This window comes from Arcanobacterium phocae, from assembly GCF_018913465.1.
GTDB classification, from domain to species: Bacteria; Actinomycetota; Actinomycetes; order Actinomycetales; family Actinomycetaceae; genus Arcanobacterium; species Arcanobacterium phocae_A.
Window position 1 is genome coordinate 140,825 of sequence record NZ_JABAPM010000004.1, and the last position, 19,150, is coordinate 159,974.

The 19,150-nt window shown below is 50.1% G+C and carries 19 protein-coding genes and 1 tRNA gene; 19 read left to right on the forward strand and 1 reads right to left on the reverse strand.

The genetic code is table 11. The annotated features are described in order from the left end of the window. Nucleotides 1-176: 176 nt before the first annotated feature. The 4 genes from KSO86_RS06490 to KSO86_RS06505 all read left to right on the forward strand — a co-directional run bounded on the left by KSO86_RS06490 (nt 177) and on the right by KSO86_RS06505 (nt 4,420). A complete protein-coding gene (locus tag KSO86_RS06490; protein ID WP_216379255.1) occupies nt 177-1,484 on the forward strand; it encodes a hemolysin family protein in 1,308 nt (435 codons plus the stop codon). Continuing rightward, nucleotides 1,481-2,512 (forward strand): hemolysin family protein, encoded by a 1,032-nt coding sequence (locus KSO86_RS06495; RefSeq protein ID WP_216379173.1) that lies wholly within the window; start codon nt 1,481-1,483, stop codon nt 2,510-2,512. Before KSO86_RS06490 ends, KSO86_RS06495 begins: the two co-directional genes overlap by 4 nt. Before the next feature lie 93 nt (nt 2,513-2,605). Then, nucleotides 2,606-3,640, forward strand: coding sequence for a M23 family metallopeptidase (locus tag KSO86_RS08700; protein WP_216379174.1), 1,035 nt, complete (start codon nt 2,606-2,608; stop codon nt 3,638-3,640). Between the two features lie 6 nt (nt 3,641-3,646). Next, complete coding sequence (locus KSO86_RS06505) at nt 3,647-4,420, forward strand: glycerophosphodiester phosphodiesterase family protein (RefSeq protein ID WP_216379175.1); 774 nt, start codon at nt 3,647-3,649, stop codon at nt 4,418-4,420. A 110-nt stretch (nt 4,421-4,530) separates the two neighbouring features. Here KSO86_RS06505 and KSO86_RS06510 read toward each other — a convergent pair. Then, nucleotides 4,531-4,606, reverse strand: a tRNA-Arg gene (locus KSO86_RS06510). Between the two features lie 149 nt (nt 4,607-4,755). Between KSO86_RS06510 and argS the strand changes: the two genes are divergently transcribed. The 15 genes from argS (at nt 4,756) to KSO86_RS06585 (ending at nt 19,128) form a co-directional block, all read left to right on the forward strand. Beyond that, nucleotides 4,756-6,426 carry an arginine--tRNA ligase gene (argS, locus tag KSO86_RS06515; protein ID WP_216379176.1) on the forward strand — a complete coding sequence of 557 codons (1,671 nt, stop codon included), beginning with the start codon at nt 4,756-4,758 and terminating at the stop codon, nt 6,424-6,426. Between the two features lie 15 nt (nt 6,427-6,441). Then, nucleotides 6,442-7,323 (forward strand): GHMP family kinase ATP-binding protein, encoded by an 882-nt coding sequence (locus KSO86_RS06520; RefSeq protein ID WP_216379177.1) that lies wholly within the window; start codon nt 6,442-6,444, stop codon nt 7,321-7,323. 220 nt (nt 7,324-7,543) lie between these two features. Continuing rightward, a complete protein-coding gene (rho, locus tag KSO86_RS06525; protein WP_216431968.1) occupies nt 7,544-9,241 on the forward strand; it encodes a transcription termination factor Rho in 1,698 nt (565 codons plus the stop codon). 192 nt (nt 9,242-9,433) lie between these two features. Next, complete coding sequence (gene rpmE, locus KSO86_RS06530; RefSeq protein WP_091278596.1) at nt 9,434-9,646, forward strand: 50S ribosomal protein L31; 213 nt, start codon at nt 9,434-9,436, stop codon at nt 9,644-9,646. A gap of 135 nt (nt 9,647-9,781) precedes the next feature. Next, entirely contained in the window at nt 9,782-10,897 is a 1,116-nt protein-coding gene (prfA, locus tag KSO86_RS06535; RefSeq protein WP_231699969.1) for a peptide chain release factor 1, read from the forward strand. 3 nt (nt 10,898-10,900) lie between these two features. After that, nucleotides 10,901-11,737, forward strand: a complete 837-nt coding sequence (locus KSO86_RS06540; RefSeq protein ID WP_216379178.1) for a N5-glutamine methyltransferase family protein — start codon at nt 10,901-10,903, stop codon at nt 11,735-11,737. A gap of 2 nt (nt 11,738-11,739) precedes the next feature. Beyond that, complete coding sequence (locus KSO86_RS06545) at nt 11,740-12,375, forward strand: L-threonylcarbamoyladenylate synthase (protein WP_216379258.1); 636 nt, start codon at nt 11,740-11,742, stop codon at nt 12,373-12,375. Next, the gene (locus KSO86_RS06550) at nt 12,375-13,532 is read left to right on the forward strand and encodes an MraY family glycosyltransferase (protein WP_216379179.1); all 1,158 of its coding nucleotides are present in this window, start codon (nt 12,375-12,377) and stop codon (nt 13,530-13,532) included. Before KSO86_RS06545 ends, KSO86_RS06550 begins: the two co-directional genes overlap by 1 nt. Further along, complete coding sequence (locus tag KSO86_RS06555) at nt 13,522-13,941, forward strand: hypothetical protein (protein WP_216379180.1); 420 nt, start codon at nt 13,522-13,524, stop codon at nt 13,939-13,941. Before KSO86_RS06550 ends, KSO86_RS06555 begins: the two co-directional genes overlap by 11 nt. A gap of 152 nt (nt 13,942-14,093) precedes the next feature. Then, nucleotides 14,094-14,924, forward strand: a complete 831-nt coding sequence (gene atpB / locus KSO86_RS06560) for a F0F1 ATP synthase subunit A (RefSeq protein ID WP_216379181.1) — start codon at nt 14,094-14,096, stop codon at nt 14,922-14,924. A 27-nt stretch (nt 14,925-14,951) separates the two neighbouring features. Beyond that, nucleotides 14,952-15,161, forward strand: coding sequence for an ATP synthase F0 subunit C (atpE, locus tag KSO86_RS06565; protein WP_216379182.1), 210 nt, complete (start codon nt 14,952-14,954; stop codon nt 15,159-15,161). Nucleotides 15,162-15,166: 5 nt separating this feature from the next. Continuing rightward, entirely contained in the window at nt 15,167-15,727 is a 561-nt protein-coding gene (atpF, locus tag KSO86_RS06570; RefSeq protein WP_216379183.1) for a F0F1 ATP synthase subunit B, read from the forward strand. Next, entirely contained in the window at nt 15,727-16,542 is an 816-nt protein-coding gene (locus KSO86_RS06575; protein ID WP_216379184.1) for a F0F1 ATP synthase subunit delta, read from the forward strand. The genes atpF and KSO86_RS06575 overlap by 1 nt, the downstream gene beginning before the upstream one ends. A 46-nt stretch (nt 16,543-16,588) precedes the next feature. After that, entirely contained in the window at nt 16,589-18,214 is a 1,626-nt protein-coding gene (atpA, locus tag KSO86_RS06580) for a F0F1 ATP synthase subunit alpha (protein WP_216379185.1), read from the forward strand. A gap of 2 nt (nt 18,215-18,216) precedes the next feature. Continuing rightward, nucleotides 18,217-19,128, forward strand: coding sequence for a F0F1 ATP synthase subunit gamma (locus tag KSO86_RS06585; protein ID WP_216379259.1), 912 nt, complete (start codon nt 18,217-18,219; stop codon nt 19,126-19,128). Nucleotides 19,129-19,150: the final 22 nt, after the last annotated feature.

Consider the following 19,150-nt stretch of genomic DNA (forward strand, 5'->3'; position numbering starts at 1 on the left):
AGTTATCTTAGCTTCAAACTATACGTGAATTGGGCGAATTTTTCAGTCCTACAAGCTGTGGTTTTAGCGATCTGAGATGAAGGCCAACACATGATAAGAGGAATGTCTAAACCCTGCGATAACATATGAGGTATGAATAACGATGTTGGTGATAGGTTGTGCTAGTAGATCTCATCATGCTTGGCATAGGTGTCTTACTCACAATTGGCACAGCCGTGTTCGTGGCAGCTGAATTTTCGCTCGTTGCCCTCGACCCGGCGACGGTAGACGCAAAAGCTGAAAACGGCGATCATCAGGCAAAGAAAGTCACAAAAGCTTTGCATCGGCTATCGCTACAACTGTCTTCGTGCCAAGTAGGCATCACTTTGACGACTATCCTTCTCGGTTATGTTGCCCAAGCACCGTTACAAGATATGTTCGTCAAGCTTCTGGGGCGTACCTCGCTTGCGTACCCGGCAGCATTAGCTACTGGCATCGCAGCCGCGTTCGTCGTCGTTAATCTTTTTTCCATGGTATTCGGTGAGCTCGTTCCAAAGAATATGGCACTGGCAGAACCGCTGCGCACTGCGGCAATTGTGTCGTTGCCATTGCGTGTTTTCACCGCTGTTTTCAAGCCTGTCGTGGTTGGGCTGAATAACTCAGCTAACTGGGTTTTACACCGATTTGGAATTGAAGCAGCTGAAGAACTTTCGGGAGCTCGGTCGGCGACCGAATTATCGGCGCTTGTGCGCCGCTCTGCCGAACAAGGAACCCTCGACGTTTCGACCGCACGCCTGCTTACGCGCTCTATTGATATCGGTGCGTTGACTGCAGTTGATGTAATGACGGATCGGGGCCGGGTGCAACATCTGAATGTTAACCAAACAGCCGAAGACATCGTCGATCTTGCCCGCGCAACCGGTCATTCCCGATTCCCGATTATTGGGGAAGACATGGATGATATTCGTGGCATCGTCAACCTGCGTCGAGCTATTGCAATTCCATACGAGCGGCGGTCTGATGTGAGCGTGACGTCGTCGTCGCTCATGATTCCAGTTCCGCGCGTTCCGGAAACGCTCGAACTCGCCCCGTTACTGGTGCGTCTGCGAGCGTCTGGTTCCCAAGTCGCCGTCGTTATCGACGAATACGGCGGGGTTTCAGGAATCGTTACGCTAGAAGATGTTATCGAGGAAATCGTTGGTGATGTTGCGGACGAACATGATCGACGTCGGACGCGTTCCCGCGTTTTGGCGACCGGTGAAACGATCGTTCCGGGGCTGATGCGTCCGGATGAGATCAGCCGAGAATTTCATATTGATGTGCCCGACGACGGTCCTTGGGAAACGCTTGGCGGCTGGATGATGGCTGGACTTGGCAAAATACCTGAAGTCGGAGATGAATACACGGAGTCGGGTATCACTGCACGAGTCGAAAAAATGGATGGTAGGCGCGTTGAGACAGTGCGATTAACCGTTGAACATGAACAGCTGGAGGAAGAAGAATGAATTTAGCTCCGGCTATTGCAGCAACGTGTGGGTTGTTAGCGGTCAATGCGTATTTTGTAGCTGCTGAATTTGCGGTGATGGGATCGCGTCGATCCCGGATCGAGCCGCTTGCAGATAATGGGAAAAAGAGTGCAAAGACTGTGTTGTACGCACTTGAACACGTCACCTTGATGCTAGCGACATGCCAGCTAGGAGTAACGATTGCATCGGTTGCCCTTGGCGCGGTTGCTGAGCCAGCGATTGCTCATTCAATTGCTGGTCCATTGGGGCGGCTGGGTGTTCCGCTGTCGATGACGCATCCGATTGCCATAGTTATCGCGCTCGCGATTGTGGTGTTTGCACACGTTGTTATCGGAGAGATGGTTCCAAAAAATTTAGCAGTGACCAATCCGGAAACTACTGCGTTGATTTTGGGTCCGCCGTTAGTTTTCATCTCAAAAATCTTCTATCCGGTTGTGGCGTCAATGAACTGGGTGTCGAACCATGTGATTCGGCTATTCGGTTTTGAACCAAAAAATGAGGTCGCTTCTGCTTTTACTGCGGACGAAGTGGCTTCGATCGTGGAAGTATCCAAAGCTGCCGGGGTGCTGGACGCTGATGTTGGCTTAATTTCGTCGGCTATTGAGTTTTCCGAGCAAACTGCACGTGAACTCATGATCAAAGAAGAGGACTTGGAAACTGTTCCTGATTCGTTGACCCCACATGAGCTCGAAGATCGAGTAGCTCACACAGGATATTCACGTTTCCCTGTTGTGGCTTCTAATGGGGTTCTTATCGGTTATGTTCATGTGAAAGATATTCTTGACATCAGTCCGGATAAACGATTCGATCCAATCCCCGGGTGGAAGATTCGCCGATTAGTCACTGTTGATCCGGACGATGAGATTGAAACCGCGATGCGGGTGATGCAAAAGGCTGGCGCGCATATGGCTGAGGTTAATCTCAAAGACGGATCGCAAGGTGTTATTTTCCTTGAGGATGTTTTAGAGGAGCTCATCGGGGAAGTCCGGGACGCAATGCAGCGTTGAGCTGTGGCTGTGGTCACCCTCGGACGCGTAGCTTAATTGTTATCAAACCGTTATCATTAATTTATCTACGATACATTCAACTTAAGGAGCAGCGTGAGCGAGATCAGAACTCGACCATCGCGTCGCGATTTGCGGCTTGCGCGGCAAGCGCAACAGGCTCAGGTTGCAGCACTTTCGAATATGGTGCCAGATGTTGATTCGGTGGAAACCAAAGAAACAGTCGTGCTTCCGCTGGCTGAGCAAAATTCGTGTTCGGAAAAGACTGAAGATAGCGTTGCTCAAGTTGAATTGAAAAACACACATCGTCGTAGACTTTTCTGCCCAATATCTTCTATGAAGACGCTTGCTAAAAGCCATGGAATGGTGAAAACTGTGGCTTCGGTGGGATGCGCATTCGCACTTGCGGTGACTGGTGGGATTGGACTTGGATCTTTCGTTTTTGGTAGCTCCGCTATAGCTCATGAAGATGATAGTGTTTTACATGGTATTGAGGCTGAAGGTAGCCAGACGCCAAGTCGCTTAAGAGCTTTTACTGGTGCTGCTGATTCAGCGCGATATCAGGCTTATGAAGAGCAGTTTTCCGGGAAGCCTGTGGCGTGTCAAACCACGGCCAGCGCTAACTCGTTGACAGCTGATTTACGCGATAAAGTAGATAAACTTATCTACCCAATGGCCGCCGGAACTTACACCCGAACGTCTCCTTTCGGCTATCGAGTAGACCCCATATACGGATCGTCAGCACTGCATTCTGGCGTTGATTTTGCTGGGGCTCTAGGGACTCCAATCTATGCGGTTGCTGATGGCAAAGTTGTTTATTCTGGCACTAGCCCTCGAACTCTTGGTGCTCACGTAGTAGCTATCCAGCATGAGATTGACGGTACTGCCTTCACTTCGTGGTATTGGCATTCGTTTAGTACTGGGGTACACGTTAAAGAAGGCGATGAAGTACGATTAGGGCAACATATTGCTGATGTTGGCAGCTCTGGGCATTCTACTGGTCCACACCTCCATCTCGAAATACACCCTGGTACGTTCAGTGGACTCGAAATTTCTTCAGCGATTGATCCAGAGCCATTCTTAAAAGAACATGGCGCTGTTGATATCAACGAAGTATGCGGAACTAAGTGAGAAAACATGAGGCATTCCCAGGTGTGGAATTACGGAAGTGATCCAGTGATGATCGCTCACCGTGGGGGTGGGCTCGAAGCTCCAGAAAATTCGCGCATTGCCTTTGAACTAATGTGCGATCGCGGTTTTTCATTTATTGAAACAGATGTGCGATCAACCAAAGACGGGGTTGCCGTTATTCTCCATGACCGTAAGATAGATCGGGTATCTGATGGCCGTGGGCCGCTTAATCGTTACACGTGGGCGGAGCTTTCTCGTATTCGACATCATGAAAATGGCTCGTTCATGCGTCTTGACGAAGTGTTGCGAGACTTTCCCGACACAGTTTTTAACATAGACGCAAAAGAATCTCGCGTTATCAAACCCCTTATTGCGGCAATCAACAATGCTCAAGCCTACGATCGAGTTTCTCTAGCGTCATTTTCAGAAAAGCGCCTCAAACAACTGCGACGCGCATTGCCGCATGTAGCTTCATCAATTGGTGGAGCTGCGGTAGCTAAATTATTGCTCGCGTCAAAAAGCCCCGCACGAATCCAGCAAGCAATTTTAGGTACGCTTCCTAGCCGGAAAGATGGAGTGCAAGCTGTGCAGGTCCCAGAACGAATGACTGGTATTCGTATCGTGGATGAAGAGTTTGTTGATTTTGCGCATCGTCAAGGTTGGGCAGTCCATGTATGGACTATTAATGATGTTCCAACGGCTAGCAGGCTTCTTAGTTACGGAGTAGATGGAATTATCACCGATGTTCCATCAGCTATTCAATCTGGCCTTACTGTGTAAGGGCAAAAATGCAAGTCCCCACCATAACCTGCGGGTGCCAATAGGGGGAGTCAATAAAAAGCATAAAAATAACCGCTTCCAGCTTTTGTTGTGCCGGAGCGGTTTTCTTTTGGTGCCCCGAACTGGATTCGAACCAGCGGCCTTCTGCTCCGGAGGCAGACGCTCTATCCCCTGAGCTATCGGGGCTCAGACTTAATTAGCTTAGCAGGATTCCTGATTTAAGAAAAATAATAATGAGCTTACGCGGTAAAAATCACCCTTGAATGTGTCCAAGCACATGAGAGCTGAGTATCCTGTGACTAAAAATTGGTGGCATTGCCAGATACACTTAAACTATGACTCCAGAACAACTCAAAGAACTTATCTTTAATATCATTCACGACGCAGCAATTTCCGGTGCAATTGAGTTAGATCCTAACGCAATACCAGAAGTAAAGGTAGAACGGCCGCGGGTACGCGAACATGGCGACTGGGCAACAAATGTTGCGATGCAGCTGGGAAAGAAAGCTGGCATGAATCCTCGCGATTTTGCGCAACTTGTTGTGGAAAAACTCGTTGCAGACAAAGGTGTAGATCATGCCGAAGTTGCCGGCCCAGGCTTTATCAACATCACTGTTAATGCAGCAGCGGCTGGGGAACTAGCTCGAACCATTCTGGAACAAGGTGTGCAATACGGGCGCAGTTCTGCGCTGGCTGGTGAAGTTGTTAATCTTGAATATGTTTCAGCTAATCCAACTGGGCCAATCCACATTGGCGGTGCTCGATGGGCTGCAGTCGGTGACTCTCTGGCTAGAATCTTGGAAGCATCTGGAGCGCGTGTTGTTCGCGAGTACTATTTCAACGATCACGGTTCACAAATTGATCGTTTCGCCAAGTCTCTCCTTGCCCGAGCTCGTGGCCTAGAAGCTCCGGAAGATGGATATGGCGGACAGTACATCGAAGACATTGCAAATGCAGTGATGGCTGAGAATGCTAGTGTAGATCCACTAAAACTCGATGATTCCGCCGCGCAGGAGTTCTTCCGGGAGCACGGCGTCACTCGTATGTTTGGCGAAATCAAAAAAGAGCTAGCTGATTTCCGGGTAGAGTTTGATGTTTTCTTCCATGAAGATTCACTTCACGAATCAGGAGCTGTAGATCAATCTATCGCTGACTTACGCGATAAGGGCGTCATATACGAAAATGAAGGCGCTACTTGGTTACGCTCAACTGACTTTGGTGATGATAAAGATCGCGTCATCATTAAATCTGATGGTAACGCCGCATACTTTGCTGGCGATATTGCTTACTACCTCAATAAACGCGAGCGCGGCGCAGACCATGTCATTATCATGCTCGGTGCCGATCATCACGGCTACATTGGCCGAATGTACGCCATGGCCCGTGCTTTCGGCGATACCGCGGGCAAGGGCGAGAATCTTGAACTGTTGATTGGCCAGCTGGTAAATCTAGTGAAGAATGGTCAGCCGGTTCGGATGTCTAAGCGAGCCGGCACAATCGTGGTGCTGTCTGACTTGGTGGAAGCTGCAGGCGTGGATGCTGCTCGTTACTCGCTAGTTCGCGCTGCCATGGATACAACGTTGGAGATTGACCTTGGTTTAATTTCCTCACGAACTAATGAAAATCCTGTTTACTATGTCCAGTATGCTCATGCGCGGACAAAATCTGTGGACGCTAATGCAGTATCGCACGGAGTCACTCGTGATGCTTTTGACCCGGCTTTGCTTGATACGCCGGCAGATGGTGAGCTAGTAGCTAAGCTGGCACAATTCCCCGAAATTGTTGCTCAATCTGCACAGTTGCGCGAACCTCATCGAGTGGCGCGTTATTTGGAAGATCTAGCTGGCGCATACCACGCTTGGTACGGGGTATCGCGAGTTACACCACGTGGTGACGAACCAGTATCAGATACGCATCGCACACGCCTTTGGTTAAATGATGCAGCTGGACAGGTGTTAGCTAATGGCTTGTCGCTTCTTGGAGTTAGCGCTCCGGAAAAGATGTGAGACGAGTCTAGCGTCATGCGTTTGGTCAGTGACTACGCACGTATTCGAGTCCCGGCTACCGCACGTGTTGGTGGTAGCCGGGACAATGAACGCGTGGTTCTTGCATTTGATTATTGGGATGATTTTGCGGCGACGATAACCACTGGAGAAACGCGAGCTACAGTTACTGGCCCCAGCAGAGATATTGCGCCGCGTGATTATAACCATCCAACAATCCAAGCAATGTATGCGACGTTGGACGCCATGCAAGCACCCCGCGCGGGTGTCACACTAATTGCGCAAACAACTATTCCACCAGCTGTTGGTCTTGGAGCGCGTACCGCAGCAGTTATGGCCGGAATAATCCTCGTTAGACATTTGCTGGGGAATCCGACAAACTTTTCTGATTCTGAAGCCGTGAATCTGGCGGTGTCGCTAGGAGTAGCGCCTGACCGGGCTTATGCAGCGCTTCATGGTGGTATTAGTTTGCATTGGAAACATGATCGATTAGTGCGATCACAGCAAATTTCTCAGCAAGGGACTAGTGACTTTACGGTTTTGATTCCACGTTCCCATCGTGAATCCGACGGCGAGCAGTGCGTTTCAGGTCCACTGGCAACGCTACTGCATGCGTTAGTGACTGAGCCGAATCTGCTACCAAGTGTATGTCCTAGTTTCAGCTATAGTGACTCTCCGGATCGCGCTGTTTCTGATAGTATCCACCTACTTTTGGCCTTGCATAAGTCTCGCTGGCCGGCATTGATGCTTGGTTCTGGGCCAGCAATTGTTGTGTGTGCCCGTGTGCAAAATGATATGGCAGAGATCTTTAGCCAATACGGTTTCACCGCTTCCTATGCTCGAATTAGTAGCGGTGCAACAGTTATTAGTGCACAAAATAATGTTGAACGTGGCGGATAAGTTGTCGACAGTGTACAATAAGAAGAGCGGGCAGTCGCATCTGGCTGTATTGTGTCTCTGGTAGAGTCAAATTCCGCGCGGCTGATGAATTATCTCGCCGTTAATCCTTAATGATCCTGAAGCCCCTGAGGCTTGGTTATGTCTAGAAGGTCCTTGTGGCCGCCGAGGAAGGAACCTCGTGAGCGAAACAACTACTGGTCGTAAGCCCGCATTATCAACTATGCGGCTACCGGAACTCAAAGAACTCGCTACGTCAATGGGGATTGAAATGCCCCCAAAGTCGCGTAAAGCTGATTATATTGCGGCGATTCGAAGTGTTACGTCGTCGAAAAAGACAGCACGTACAAATAAGCAAGTTAATACAAAGGATTCGGCGTCTCAGCCGAAGCAAGAGTCGGCAGTATCTGCTGAAGAAAACGACTCATCCAAGATCGATATTGAGCTTCCACAAGAAAATAGCCGTGGCCGTAATCGCCGCGATCGGAACAACGATCGGCGCTCCAGTAAAGCGAAGATGAGTGACGTAGAAAAAGCAGCTGCCCTAGCCGCGCTTAGTGAAGCTGCCGAACGGCGTGCTGAAGAGGGACGTGGGTCGCATAACGATAACGACGACGAAGATAATCGTAACCAAAACCGTCGTGATCGCAACCAAAACCGTCGTGATCGCAACCGTAATCGTCGTGATCGCAATCAGAATCGTCGTGATCGTAACCAAGATCGCACCAACGATAACCAAGATGCTGATTCGAACCAAGAACAGCAAGCTACTGAAGAAGTACTGATTCCGGTAGCTGGAATCCTTGATATTGATGGCAATAACGCATACTTGCGTACCGGTGGTTATCTACCGGGCAAGAATGACGCGTATGTGTCATCGCAAACAATTCGTCGTTTCGGACTGCGCCGTGGTGACGCTATTCAAGGCTCAGTTCGGCCGCACGCGGAAAACTCACGTGGTCGTCAGCATAAGTACAATCCGTTGGTTGACGTTCAAACAATTAACGGTTTGAGCATTGAAGAAGCTGAGTTGCGTCCGGAGTTCAACAAACTGACACCGCTTTATCCCCAAGAGATGTTGCGTCTTGAGACTACTCAGAAGGCACTCACCACTCGCATGATCGATCTGGTAGCACCAATTGGTAAGGGTCAGCGTGGTTTGATTGTTTCTCCGCCCAAGGCTGGAAAAACAGTAGTTATGCAGCAAATCGCAATGGCGATTGCTAACAATAACCCAAATGTCCACTTGATGGTTGTTTTGGTTGACGAGCGTCCAGAAGAAGTTACCGATATGCAACGCTTGGTCAAGGGCGAAGTTATCGCTTCGACCTTCGATCGCCCGGCTACCGACCATACGATCGTCGCCGAACTAGCGGTTGAACGTGCTAAGCGCTTGGTCGAACTGGGTCAAGACGTTGTTATTTTGCTCGATTCCTTGACTCGGTTGTCGCGTGCCTACAACCTCGCTGCTCCGGCCTCTGGTCGTATTCTTTCCGGCGGAGTCGATGCAGGTGCGCTATACCCGCCAAAGAAGTTCTTTGGAGCGGCACGTAACATTGAAAACGGCGGTTCGCTTACCATCATTGCATCGGCATTGGTGGAGACTGGCTCGAAGATGGATGAAGTTATCTTCGAAGAGTTCAAGGGCACCGGCAATATGGAATTGCGTCTGTCGCGTCAGCTTGCTGATCGGCGTATTTTCCCAGCGGTCGACATCAACGCTTCTGGAACTCGCCGTGAAGAACAGTTACTTTCCCCAGAGGAGCTCAAGATTATGTGGCATTTGCGTCGTGGTTTGGGACAGATGGATGTTCAAGAAGCGTCCGATCAGCTCCTTGGCCGAATGCGAAAGACCGAATCCAATTCTGCTCTTCTCATGTCTATTGTTCGTGGCGTGCAAGGCGCTGGCTTAGACGAATAGCTCATCCATATTAGCCATGATTTTTCTCACTTTAGGGAGAAAAATCATGGCTAGTATGATGTAATAATGCGTCGGCTTTTGGTTCACCACATGGCCGCTGGATGTAACAACATTGTCAGCAAACTGCGCAGAATCCATATTTTGCGAGTGCGATGTGGACCCAGGGCGTAAAACGATCCAAGGAGATTTCCTATGAAAAAGGGTGTTCACCCAGAATACGCACCAGTGCACGTAACATGCACCTGCGGTAACGAATTTGAAACCCGCTCCACCATTCAAGGTGGAGAGTTGCGTGTAGACGTATGCTCGGCATGCCATCCGTTCTACACCGGTAAGCAGAAGATTCTTGACACCGGTGGTCGTGTGGCTCGATTCGAAGCACGCTACGGTAAGCGCACCAAGTAGCTTCATGCCCAAACGCCGGTACGATTCGTCGTACCGGCGTTTGTTTTACACTTAAATACAGCAGACAATGAAATACGGTGACACGTCGTCGCCGGTAAAAACTACGGCTCTGGCCGGTAACGTATAAGGATGATAATGAGCGCATTTCCCGCCGCTGATGCGATGGTAGCTGAATATCAAGAGATTGAAAACCAGATGTCTTCACCGGAAGTATTATCCCGTCCGGAGAAGTTACGGAGTCTGGGACGCCGCTATGCGCAGCTCGGTCGTGTTGTTAGCCGCTACCGGACGTGGGAAAAAGCGCGTGCAGATCTTGCCGATTTACGTGAAATAGTTGAGCTTGGTGGTGAAGACGGCGAACTGTTCGAATCCGAGCTACCAAGGCTGGAAGCGGAGGAAGCTGCTGCTGCGAACAGTTTGCGTGATGCGCTTATTCCACGTGACCCAGATGATTCGCGTGATGCGATTGTGGAAGTGAAAGCTGGTGAAGGCGGCGAAGAATCAGCGCTGTTCGCTGCTGACCTCGTCCGGATGTATCAGCGTTATGCAGAATCCAAAGGGTGGAGCGTACAAACTCTGTCAGCTACGCCAACCGAATTGGGCGGGTATAAAGATATCCAGATGGCAGTGAAAGCCTCCTCTATTCCAGAAGATCCAGCAGAAGGCGTCTGGGCGCATCTGAAATATGAAGCGGGAGTCCACCGAGTACAGCGCGTGCCAACCACTGAATCTCAAGGACGTATTCATACCTCTGCGGCTGGAGTTTTGGTTTTTGCAGAAGTTGATGAGCCAGAAGAAGTTCAAGTTAATGACAACGAACTACGCATCGACGTCTTTCGGTCTTCTGGCCCGGGTGGACAGTCGGTGAACACAACTGATTCAGCTGTTCGAATCACCCATTTGCCTACCGGAATTACGGTGTCGATGCAGGATGAGAAGTCGCAGATCAAGAATAGGGAAGCAGCTATGCGCGTGTTGTTGGCCCGGTTGCGCCAGCTGCAGTTAGAAGAACAAGCTGCCAAAGAAGCTGATCAGCGTCGCTCTCAGGTACGAACTGTGGACCGGTCAGAGCGAGTACGAACCTACAACTTCCCGGAAAACCGTATTGCAGATCATCGCACCGGTTACAAGGCACATAATCTTGACGCGGTACTTAACGGTGATTTAGCGCCAGTTATCGAGTCATTGCGGTTGATGGATGAATCGGAACGCTTGGAGCAGGCTGCCAAGGACGCTACTGAGACGAAGTAGAACATGGTCACGTGGGGAGAAAAACTACGAGGCGCGCGTGGACTGTTATCCGACGCCGGGCTACCGTCTCCGGACGTTGATGCACGGTTGCTAGCTGAATGGTGCATAGGGCATGTTCCGCTGGCAAGTGAGGGCGTTACGGCTGAAATTGAGCGAAAGTTCGATGAAGCGGTTTCCCGTCGGGCGCATTACGAACCAGTACAGCACATCATGGGCGTCATGTGGTTCCGATACTTGGAACTAGTCAGTAAGCCTGGGGCGTTTATTGTGCGCCCGGAAACTGAAATGGTTGCGCAAGCGGGTATTGATGCCTTGACGCGAATGTCGACGTCGAATCCCGTAGTCGTCGATTTGTGTACTGGCTCGGGAGCAATTGCGTTGGCAATCGCAACTGAAGTGTCAACCAGTAAAGTGTGGGGTGTTGAGCGTGACAACACTGCCTACGAAGTTGCCTGCGAAAACAACGAAAAATATGGCAACCTCGTAACTTTTGTTGTCGACGACGCCCGCGTTGCATTGCCAGAGCTAGCTGGAAAAGTAGATCTTGTTATAACGAATCCGCCGTATGTTCCACAGTCACAGAACGTGCCACAAGATGTTTCGTACGATCCAGCGATGGCGTTATACGGCGGTGGTGAAGATGGTCTAGATTTGCCGCGCGAATTGGTCCGCAGAGCGGTAACGCTATTGAAGCCAGGAGGGGCTCTTGTTATGGAACATGGGGATGACCAGGGTGTAGCGTTGGTTCAAGAAGCGTATTCCTGTGGTTTGTTGAACGCTGCCACAGGGGTTGATTTAACCGGTCGGGATCGCTGGTTATATGCAGAAAAAGGGGAGTAGTGATGGTTGTTATTAGCAGTGAAGAACTTGACTATGCATTAGACACTGCCCAACAGGCTATTCAGACTGGTCAAATAGTGTGTCTGCCAACCGACACTGTTTATGGGATTGGTGCAGACCCGTTTTCTTATGATGCAGTGACCGCGTTATTGGCTGCCAAGTCGCGTACCCGCGCTATGCCACCGCCAGTTTTGGTGTCGTCGGTTGAACAGGCACAGACTCTTGTCGCGCAATTGCCCGATAGCGCACGCGCTGTCATGGCCGAGTTTTGGCCTGGCGCTTTGACCGTTATTTTGCCTGCCCGCGAGGAATTAGGCTGGGACTTAGGCGAGACGTTTGGCACTGTTGCAGTGCGTATGCCGGATGATGCGGTGACGCTCGAATTTCTACGGCGAGTGGGCCCGCTTGCCGTAACGTCTGCAAATAAGACTGGACAAGAACCGGCTACAGATATTTCGTGTGCAGTTGAGCAACTTTCCGATGCTGTTTCGGTATATATCGACGGCGGAACCTCACCTGGGGGAGTTCCATCAACGATTATTCGATGGAGCAGTGAAGATGATACATACGAGGTGTTACGTCAAGGAGCGCTGAGCCGAGAAGATTTAGCGCGCGTGATTAAGCTCCAGGAGTCATAGTGAGAGCTTATCTGCTGATTATGGTTATCGCCGGAATCGTAACGTACTTATTGGTTCCGTTAGTGCATCGAATTTCGTTAGCAAGTGGGGCTATTACTGAAATTCGTGCGCGCGATGTTCACACCGTGCCAATTGCTCGTCTGGGCGGGGTGGCGATGTATTTAGGATTTGTTATATCACTAGTGATCGCTTCGCAAATCCCATATTTCCATGACGTTTTGGGTGATAATTCCATGGCATGGGCAGTAGTTGCTGGGGCCGGCATCATTTGCTGTGTTGGCGTCATTGACGATATCTATGAGCTGTCATGGTATGCCAAACTTGCCGGGCAAATGTTGGCCGCCGGAGTCATGGTGTGGTTCGGAGTCCAACTCGTCAGTGTTCCGCTTCTGGGCTTAACCGTAGGGTCAGCGCGATTAACGTTATTTGTCACAATTGTTGCGGTCGTCGTCGTCGTCAACGCAGTTAATTTTATTGATGGTTTGGACGGCTTAGCCGCTGGGGTTGTAGGCATAGCAGCGTTAGCGTTTTTTGCCTACACCTACTATTTAACCCGAGAAAACTCGCCTGGTGACTTCACCTCAGTTGCAACCGCCCTAGTCGCCGCGCTGGTCGGAATTTGTATTGGTTTCTTGCCACATAATTTCCATCCCGCCAAAATCTTTATGGGAGATTCTGGAGCATTAATGCTCGGAACAATTATTGCCGGCGCATCAATCGTCGTCACTGGACAAATTGATCCGGCGGCAGCGAATACTCCAGAAGCGATTCCAGCCTATATGCCGTTGATTGTGCCACTTCTGATTCTGATCATTCCATTAGTTGATCTAGTCTGGGGTGTGGTTCGTAGAGTGGCTCAGGGAAGATCGCCATTTTCGGCAGATGCCGGCCATCTCCATCATCGGCTCCTACGTCACGGACATTCGCACACTCATGCTGTTTTAGTGTTGTATATGTGGACCGCAGTCGCTTCATTTAGTGCGGTCGCTGCGGTGGCATTTCCACTGAAGTGGGTTGCGCCAGTGTCAATCTTGGGGATTATCGGGGCAGTTATAGTCACATCGAGAGTCTTTGCCGCGCGTTGGGCTTTAATGACCGCACAAGCGAAGCGACTAGTGCCAGGCCGTGGATTAGGTAACTCTGAGCATGAATCGTAAGCTAGGGCGGGGCTGCGCCACGAGTGAGATTATTGCGCGCGCCACAATGTGGAATATTGTGACGTTAATAATTGCGGGCATGCTGGCTTCCATTGTGCTAGCAATTGGCGGTCTTTCCCGAAGCGTTCTGTCAGTTATTCTCGGATTTACGACCGTAGCTGTGATGCATGTTATTTCCTTCCTACTAGAACGCTACGTGTTATCTCGGGGCCGGCTTGTAGGAATGCTAGCAGTCTGCGGTTATGTCGTAAAAATTGGAGTAATAGTCTTCGTATATATGGTGGCCGTGAAGGTAGCTATTTTTGACGTGCGCATCGTTGCGCTCGCTTTAGTTTTTGGCATAATATCAGGGCTTTTCATCGGAACAAGCGTGATTCTCCATAATGATGGACCACCTATTGGTGAATAGGACTAAAGTGTGAACTATTGAGCTTGCGCCCTTTGGCTATGGACTCAAAACTCAGGTAGAGTTAACTATGTTCATTCCTTGAAGTCGACCCTACGAATGTTCGTACCCGGCTCCAAATTCCAATCCACGTGATACTGAGGGAAATAAGAACTGTGCTTTCTTTGCTAACCACTCTAGGAACCGTGCCGATTCTGCTTGCGCCGAACTCTGGTGATGGGTTTGTAGCTCCCGGTCTTGATCATGAATTTAATCCAGATCCGTTGTTGTTTGGGGGAACCCCGTTTGAAATTCATCGGCTAATTCTGGTTCGTCTTATTGCTGTGCTTGTTTTATTGGCAGTCATGGTGTGGTATTCACGGGCGGCAAAGCTGATTCCATCGCGTGGACAAGCTGTTGTGGAGTCCATCCTAGATTTCTCTCGCGTGCAAATCGGTGAAGAAATTATTGGTGCTGAGAAAGCAGCGAAGTATCAACCGATGATCGCCACAGTCTTTATTGGTATTCTCTTCATGAATCTCACCGGCGTCATCCCAGGTTTGCAGATTGCTGGTACATCACTTATTGGTATGCCGCTCATTTATGCAGTTTTTGTCTACATCGGCTTCATTATTGCTGGTATTAAATCTCGTGGATTTGGCCGATTCTTTAGGGAACAGCTAATGCCCCCAGGGGTTCCGTGGCCACTCTACTTCATCATGGTGCCACTAGAGTTTCTGTCCACCTTCATTCTTCGGCCGTTGACTCTTACTGTCCGTCTGTTGTCGAATATGGTTGCTGGGCACTTTATTCTAGTGTTGTGTTTCTTAGGCACACAGTATCTGTACTTCACACTTTCTGGAGCACTTGGAGCGACACTCGGTAGTCTTACTCTTCTCGCAGGCGTTGTTTTCGTCGTCTTCGAGCTTTTTGTTGGCGCCTTGCAGGCATACATTTTCGCTATGCTTGCTGCAGCCTACATTTCATTGTCCATCTCAGCACACTGAGACACTTACAAACAAAGGAAAATCCCCATGATCGGTAACATCGCCACCATCGGTTACGGTATTGCAACAATTGGTCCAGGCCTTGGTATTGGACTTATCGGTGCGAAGAACCAAGAAGCAACCGCACGCCAGCCAGAACTCAAGGGATTCTTGCGCGTGAACATGTTCTTGTCCATCGCATTCGCTGAAGCACTTGGTCTTATTGGCTTCGCGGCTGGTTTCGTCTTCGCTGCGTGATACGTATGATAAGTTCGACTATCCTTGCAACAGAAGGCCATTCAACCTTCTCACTGCTAGTTCCGGCTCTGCCGGATCTTATTTGGGGTACCGTCGCCTTCCTTATTGTCGCAATAGCTATCTATAAGTTCGCTTGGCCTTCGTTTTCGGCAACGCTTGATGAGCGCGCCGAAAAGATTGAAAACGGCATTAAAGCTGCTGACATTGCTCGAGCTGAGATTGCGCAGGAGCGTGCTGGGCTTGATGAGCAACTTCGTGACGCGCATCGTGAGGCAGAGCTTATTCGTGAAAAAGCTGCGGACAATGCAAAAACCATTGTTGCTCAGGCACAGTCCCAAGCACACTCAGAAGCAGGACAAATTCTGCAGGTTGCGCAACGCCGGATTGAAGCAGATTCAGATGCTGCGCGGCGGAGTCTGCATTCTGAGGTAGGTACCCTAGCTACTGAATTAGCTGCGCGCATCGTTGGCGAAGCAATCACTGACTCCGAGCTCGCGCAACGGGTAACTGATCGTTTCCTAGATGAGCTCGAAGCTGCCACGATCCCCGTTAACCAGGAGGCATAATGCGTTCCGGAAGTCTAGCAGCTCTTGACCGTGCTCGTGACCGTTGGGAAGCCGTTTTACGAGCTGTCCCGAACTCGGAAATTGAGGTAGCACAAGCAGTATTTGAGGTTGTTGATATTCTCAATGAAAACCCCAATGTTGTTGCTGCTATTGAAGATACGGCACGCGAAGGTGACGATCGGGCACGCTTAGCAAGCGATATCTTCAGCGGTAAAGTGCGTGACCACGTCGTCGAGCTTCTTATGGGTCTCGCACGCGATCACTGGTCAGAGCACGGGGATCTTCCGCTGGCACTTGAGTATCTGGGTGTCCATACGTTGCTCATAGGGGCGCGTAACGCTAATCAACTCACTGACGTGGAACAAGAGCTGTATGTCATTATGCGGACCTTGCGCAACCAACGCGGTCTGCGTTTAACTCTCAGTAACTTGGTTTACGAACCTAATAAACGAAGTGATTTGGCTCGGGAAGTATTCAAAAACTACGGCTCTTACACCAAAGAGTTGCTAGCTAGGGCAGTTGCTCGTTTAGCACGAGGGCGAACCCTAGCCCAAGCATTAACCATATATCTCGATCTGGCAGCCGAACTCGACCACCATATCGTTGCCTCGGTTACCAGTGCGATTCCGTTGACTCGCGAACAAGAAGCACGCTTAACTGCGATTCTTACCCGTACTTACAACACAGCTGTTGCTATCCATGTGACTCTAGATCCTTCCGTTATTGGAGGAATTAGAATTCATGTTGGTGATGATGTGATCGATGGAACTCTTGCTAGCCGAATTACGGCGTTGCGGGAGCAATTTACTAACTGAAATAAAACGTGCAGCCATGTGGCTGCTTGGAGCGAAGGAATGATGAATGGCTGAAGTGACAATCCAGCCCGATGACATCCGATCTGCGCTGGACAAATTTGTGAGCTCATACGAGCCATCAAAAGCCAGTAGCGAAGAAGTCGGTCATGTCACCCTCAGCGCAGACGGCATTGCCCGCGTTGACGGTTTACCGGGCGCAATGGCAAATGAGCTTTTGAAGTTTGAAGACGGAACTCTTGGTTTGGCGATGAACCTTGAAGAGCGTGAAATCGGAGTTGTTGTCCTCGGCGATTTCTCTGACATCGATGAAGGAATGGAAGTTCGCCGCACGGGCGAAGTGTTATCAGTGCCTGTTGGTGACGGCTATCTTGGTCGCGTCGTGGATCCATTGGGAACTCCAATCGACGGCCTTGGCGCGATTGATGGAATTGACACACGCCGTGCACTAGAGCTTCAGGCCCCTGGCGTCATGGCGCGTAAGTCAGTTCACGAGCCACTACAAACTGGTATCAAAGCTATCGATGCGATGATTCCGATTGGACGTGGTCAGCGCCAGCTGATTATTGGTGACCGTAAGACAGGTAAGACTGCGCTCGCCGTCGATACGATTCTTAGCCAGAAAGCAAACTGGGAAACTGGGGATCCGCAGAAACAAGTACGTTGTATATACGTAGCTATTGGACAAAAGGGTTCAACCATTGCGGAAGTCCGGGCAACGCTAGAACGTAACGGTGCGCTCGAATACACCACGATTGTGGCGTCACCAGCATCGGATCCAGCTGGTTTCAAATATCTAGCTCCATATACCGGTTCTGCTATTGGACAGCACTGGATGTATAACGGAAAACACGTACTGATTGTTTTCGATGATCTATCGAAGCAAGCTGAAGCATATCGAGCAGTATCATTGTTGCTACGTCGTCCACCGGGGCGTGAAGCATACCCAGGTGACGTGTTCTACTTGCACTCCCGTCTACTCGAGCGTTGTGCCAAGCTTTCCGACGAACTCGGTGGTGGTTCGATGACCGGTCTACCGATTATTGAAACTAAAGCAAATGACGTTTCGGCATATATCCCAACTAATGTCATTTCTATTACTGACGGACAGATCTTCTTACAGTCTGACCTCTTCAACGCGAATCAGCGTCCAGCAGTTGATGTTGGTATTTCAGTGTCACGTGTTGGTGGTGACGCGCAGATCAAAGCGATGAAGAAGGTTGCGGGAACTCTCAAGATTACGCTCGCTCAATATCGTGCCCAAGCTGCATTTGCCATGTTTGCTTCTGATCTTGATGCAACAACACGCCAACAGCTCACCCGTGGTGAGAGATTGATGGCCTTGCTCAAGCAGCCACAGTACACCCCGTATGCTGTTGAGGATCAGATTGCATCCGTATGGGCAGGTACTAACGGTTATCTTGACGATATTGACGTTGCCGATGTTTCGAAGTTTGAACAGGGACTTATCCGTCACTTGCATACCAATAGTGACGTCCTTGCGAAGATGATGGTGACTGGCAAACTGGAACCAGAGATAGAAGACGAACTGCGTGCTGCTGTTGAGGAATTCCGCGCTGGTTTTGTTGCCAACAATGGAACGGTGCAACTAGATGACGCAGAGCCTGAAGCTGAACAGTCTCAAGAACAGATCGTTCGTCCTAAGCGAGGCTGATGATGGCAGGCGCACAGCGGATTTATAAACAGAAGATTCGGGCAACGAAAACTCTCGAAAAAGTCTTCCGGGCGATGGAGCTTATTGCAGCTTCCCGTATCGGCAAGGCTCGTGACCGTGCGCTCGGACAAGATCCGTACACGCAGGCTCTGACGCGATCGATTGGGACAGTAGCGGCTCATGCTCACGAAGACCATCCGTTGATCAAAGAGCGAACTGATACTAGTCGGGTGATTGTCTTCGTTGTGACATCAGATCGTGGCATGGCTGGGGCGTACTCGTCGTCGGTATTGCGCGAAGCTGAGCGACTCATCAGCGAACTGAAGGAAAATGGTAAAGAACCAGTTCTATATGTTTCGGGACGTCGTGGTGCATCCTATTTCCGATTCCGTGGTGTTCCAGTAGAACGTGCATGGACTGGGGAATCTGACAAACCATCCGACGAAACCTCGGATGAGATCAGTACTGAGTTTTTGACACGCTTCTTGGCTGATGCTGACGACGGCGGTGTTGCAGAACTGTACATGATCTTTACTCGGTTCGTTTCCATGGTGACACAAACCGTTCAAGTTCGTCGTATGCTACCGATTCAAGTTGTTGACGATGTCGATGAGGCTTCGGTAGCCGATGAGACTCTGGCAGACAATGAGCCATTGTACGAATTCGAGCCGTCTGCTCAGCAAGTTTTTGATGAGTTGTTACCGATGTACGTTGGTCAGCGTATTCATTCCGTCATGCTTATGTCGGCTGCCTCGGAACTAGCAGCACGTCAGCAAGCAATGCATTCTGCTACTGAGAATGCGGGCGAAGTGATCGAGTCCTACACGCGTCTGGCTAATAACGCTCGCCAGGCGGAAATTACCACGGAAATTACAGAAATAATCTCAGGCGCAGACAGTCTGGGTAAAAGCTAAACGTCCCTTCTGCTCGGGACAC

Coding starts and splice junctions, on each gene's coding strand:
- KSO86_RS06490 (WP_216379255.1), top strand. CDS start 177: ATGCTTGGCATAGGTGTCTTACTCACAATTGGCACAGCCGTGTTCGTG.
- KSO86_RS06495 (WP_216379173.1), top strand. CDS start 1,481: ATGAATTTAGCTCCGGCTATTGCAGCAACGTGTGGGTTGTTAGCGGTC.
- KSO86_RS06505 (WP_216379175.1), top strand. CDS start 3,647: ATGAGGCATTCCCAGGTGTGGAATTACGGAAGTGATCCAGTGATGATC.
- argS (WP_216379176.1), top strand. CDS start 4,756: ATGACTCCAGAACAACTCAAAGAACTTATCTTTAATATCATTCACGAC.
- KSO86_RS06520 (WP_216379177.1), top strand. CDS start 6,442: ATGCGTTTGGTCAGTGACTACGCACGTATTCGAGTCCCGGCTACCGCA.
- rho (WP_216431968.1), top strand. CDS start 7,544: ATGCGGCTACCGGAACTCAAAGAACTCGCTACGTCAATGGGGATTGAA.
- rpmE (WP_091278596.1), top strand. CDS start 9,434: ATGAAAAAGGGTGTTCACCCAGAATACGCACCAGTGCACGTAACATGC.
- prfA (WP_231699969.1), top strand. CDS start 9,782: ATGAGCGCATTTCCCGCCGCTGATGCGATGGTAGCTGAATATCAAGAG.
- KSO86_RS06540 (WP_216379178.1), top strand. CDS start 10,901: ATGGTCACGTGGGGAGAAAAACTACGAGGCGCGCGTGGACTGTTATCC.
- KSO86_RS06545 (WP_216379258.1), top strand. CDS start 11,740: ATGGTTGTTATTAGCAGTGAAGAACTTGACTATGCATTAGACACTGCC.
- KSO86_RS06555 (WP_216379180.1), top strand. CDS start 13,522: ATGAATCGTAAGCTAGGGCGGGGCTGCGCCACGAGTGAGATTATTGCG.
- atpE (WP_216379182.1), top strand. CDS start 14,952: ATGATCGGTAACATCGCCACCATCGGTTACGGTATTGCAACAATTGGT.
- atpF (WP_216379183.1), top strand. CDS start 15,167: ATGATAAGTTCGACTATCCTTGCAACAGAAGGCCATTCAACCTTCTCA.
- KSO86_RS06575 (WP_216379184.1), top strand. CDS start 15,727: ATGCGTTCCGGAAGTCTAGCAGCTCTTGACCGTGCTCGTGACCGTTGG.
- atpA (WP_216379185.1), top strand. CDS start 16,589: ATGGCTGAAGTGACAATCCAGCCCGATGACATCCGATCTGCGCTGGAC.
- KSO86_RS06585 (WP_216379259.1), top strand. CDS start 18,217: ATGGCAGGCGCACAGCGGATTTATAAACAGAAGATTCGGGCAACGAAA.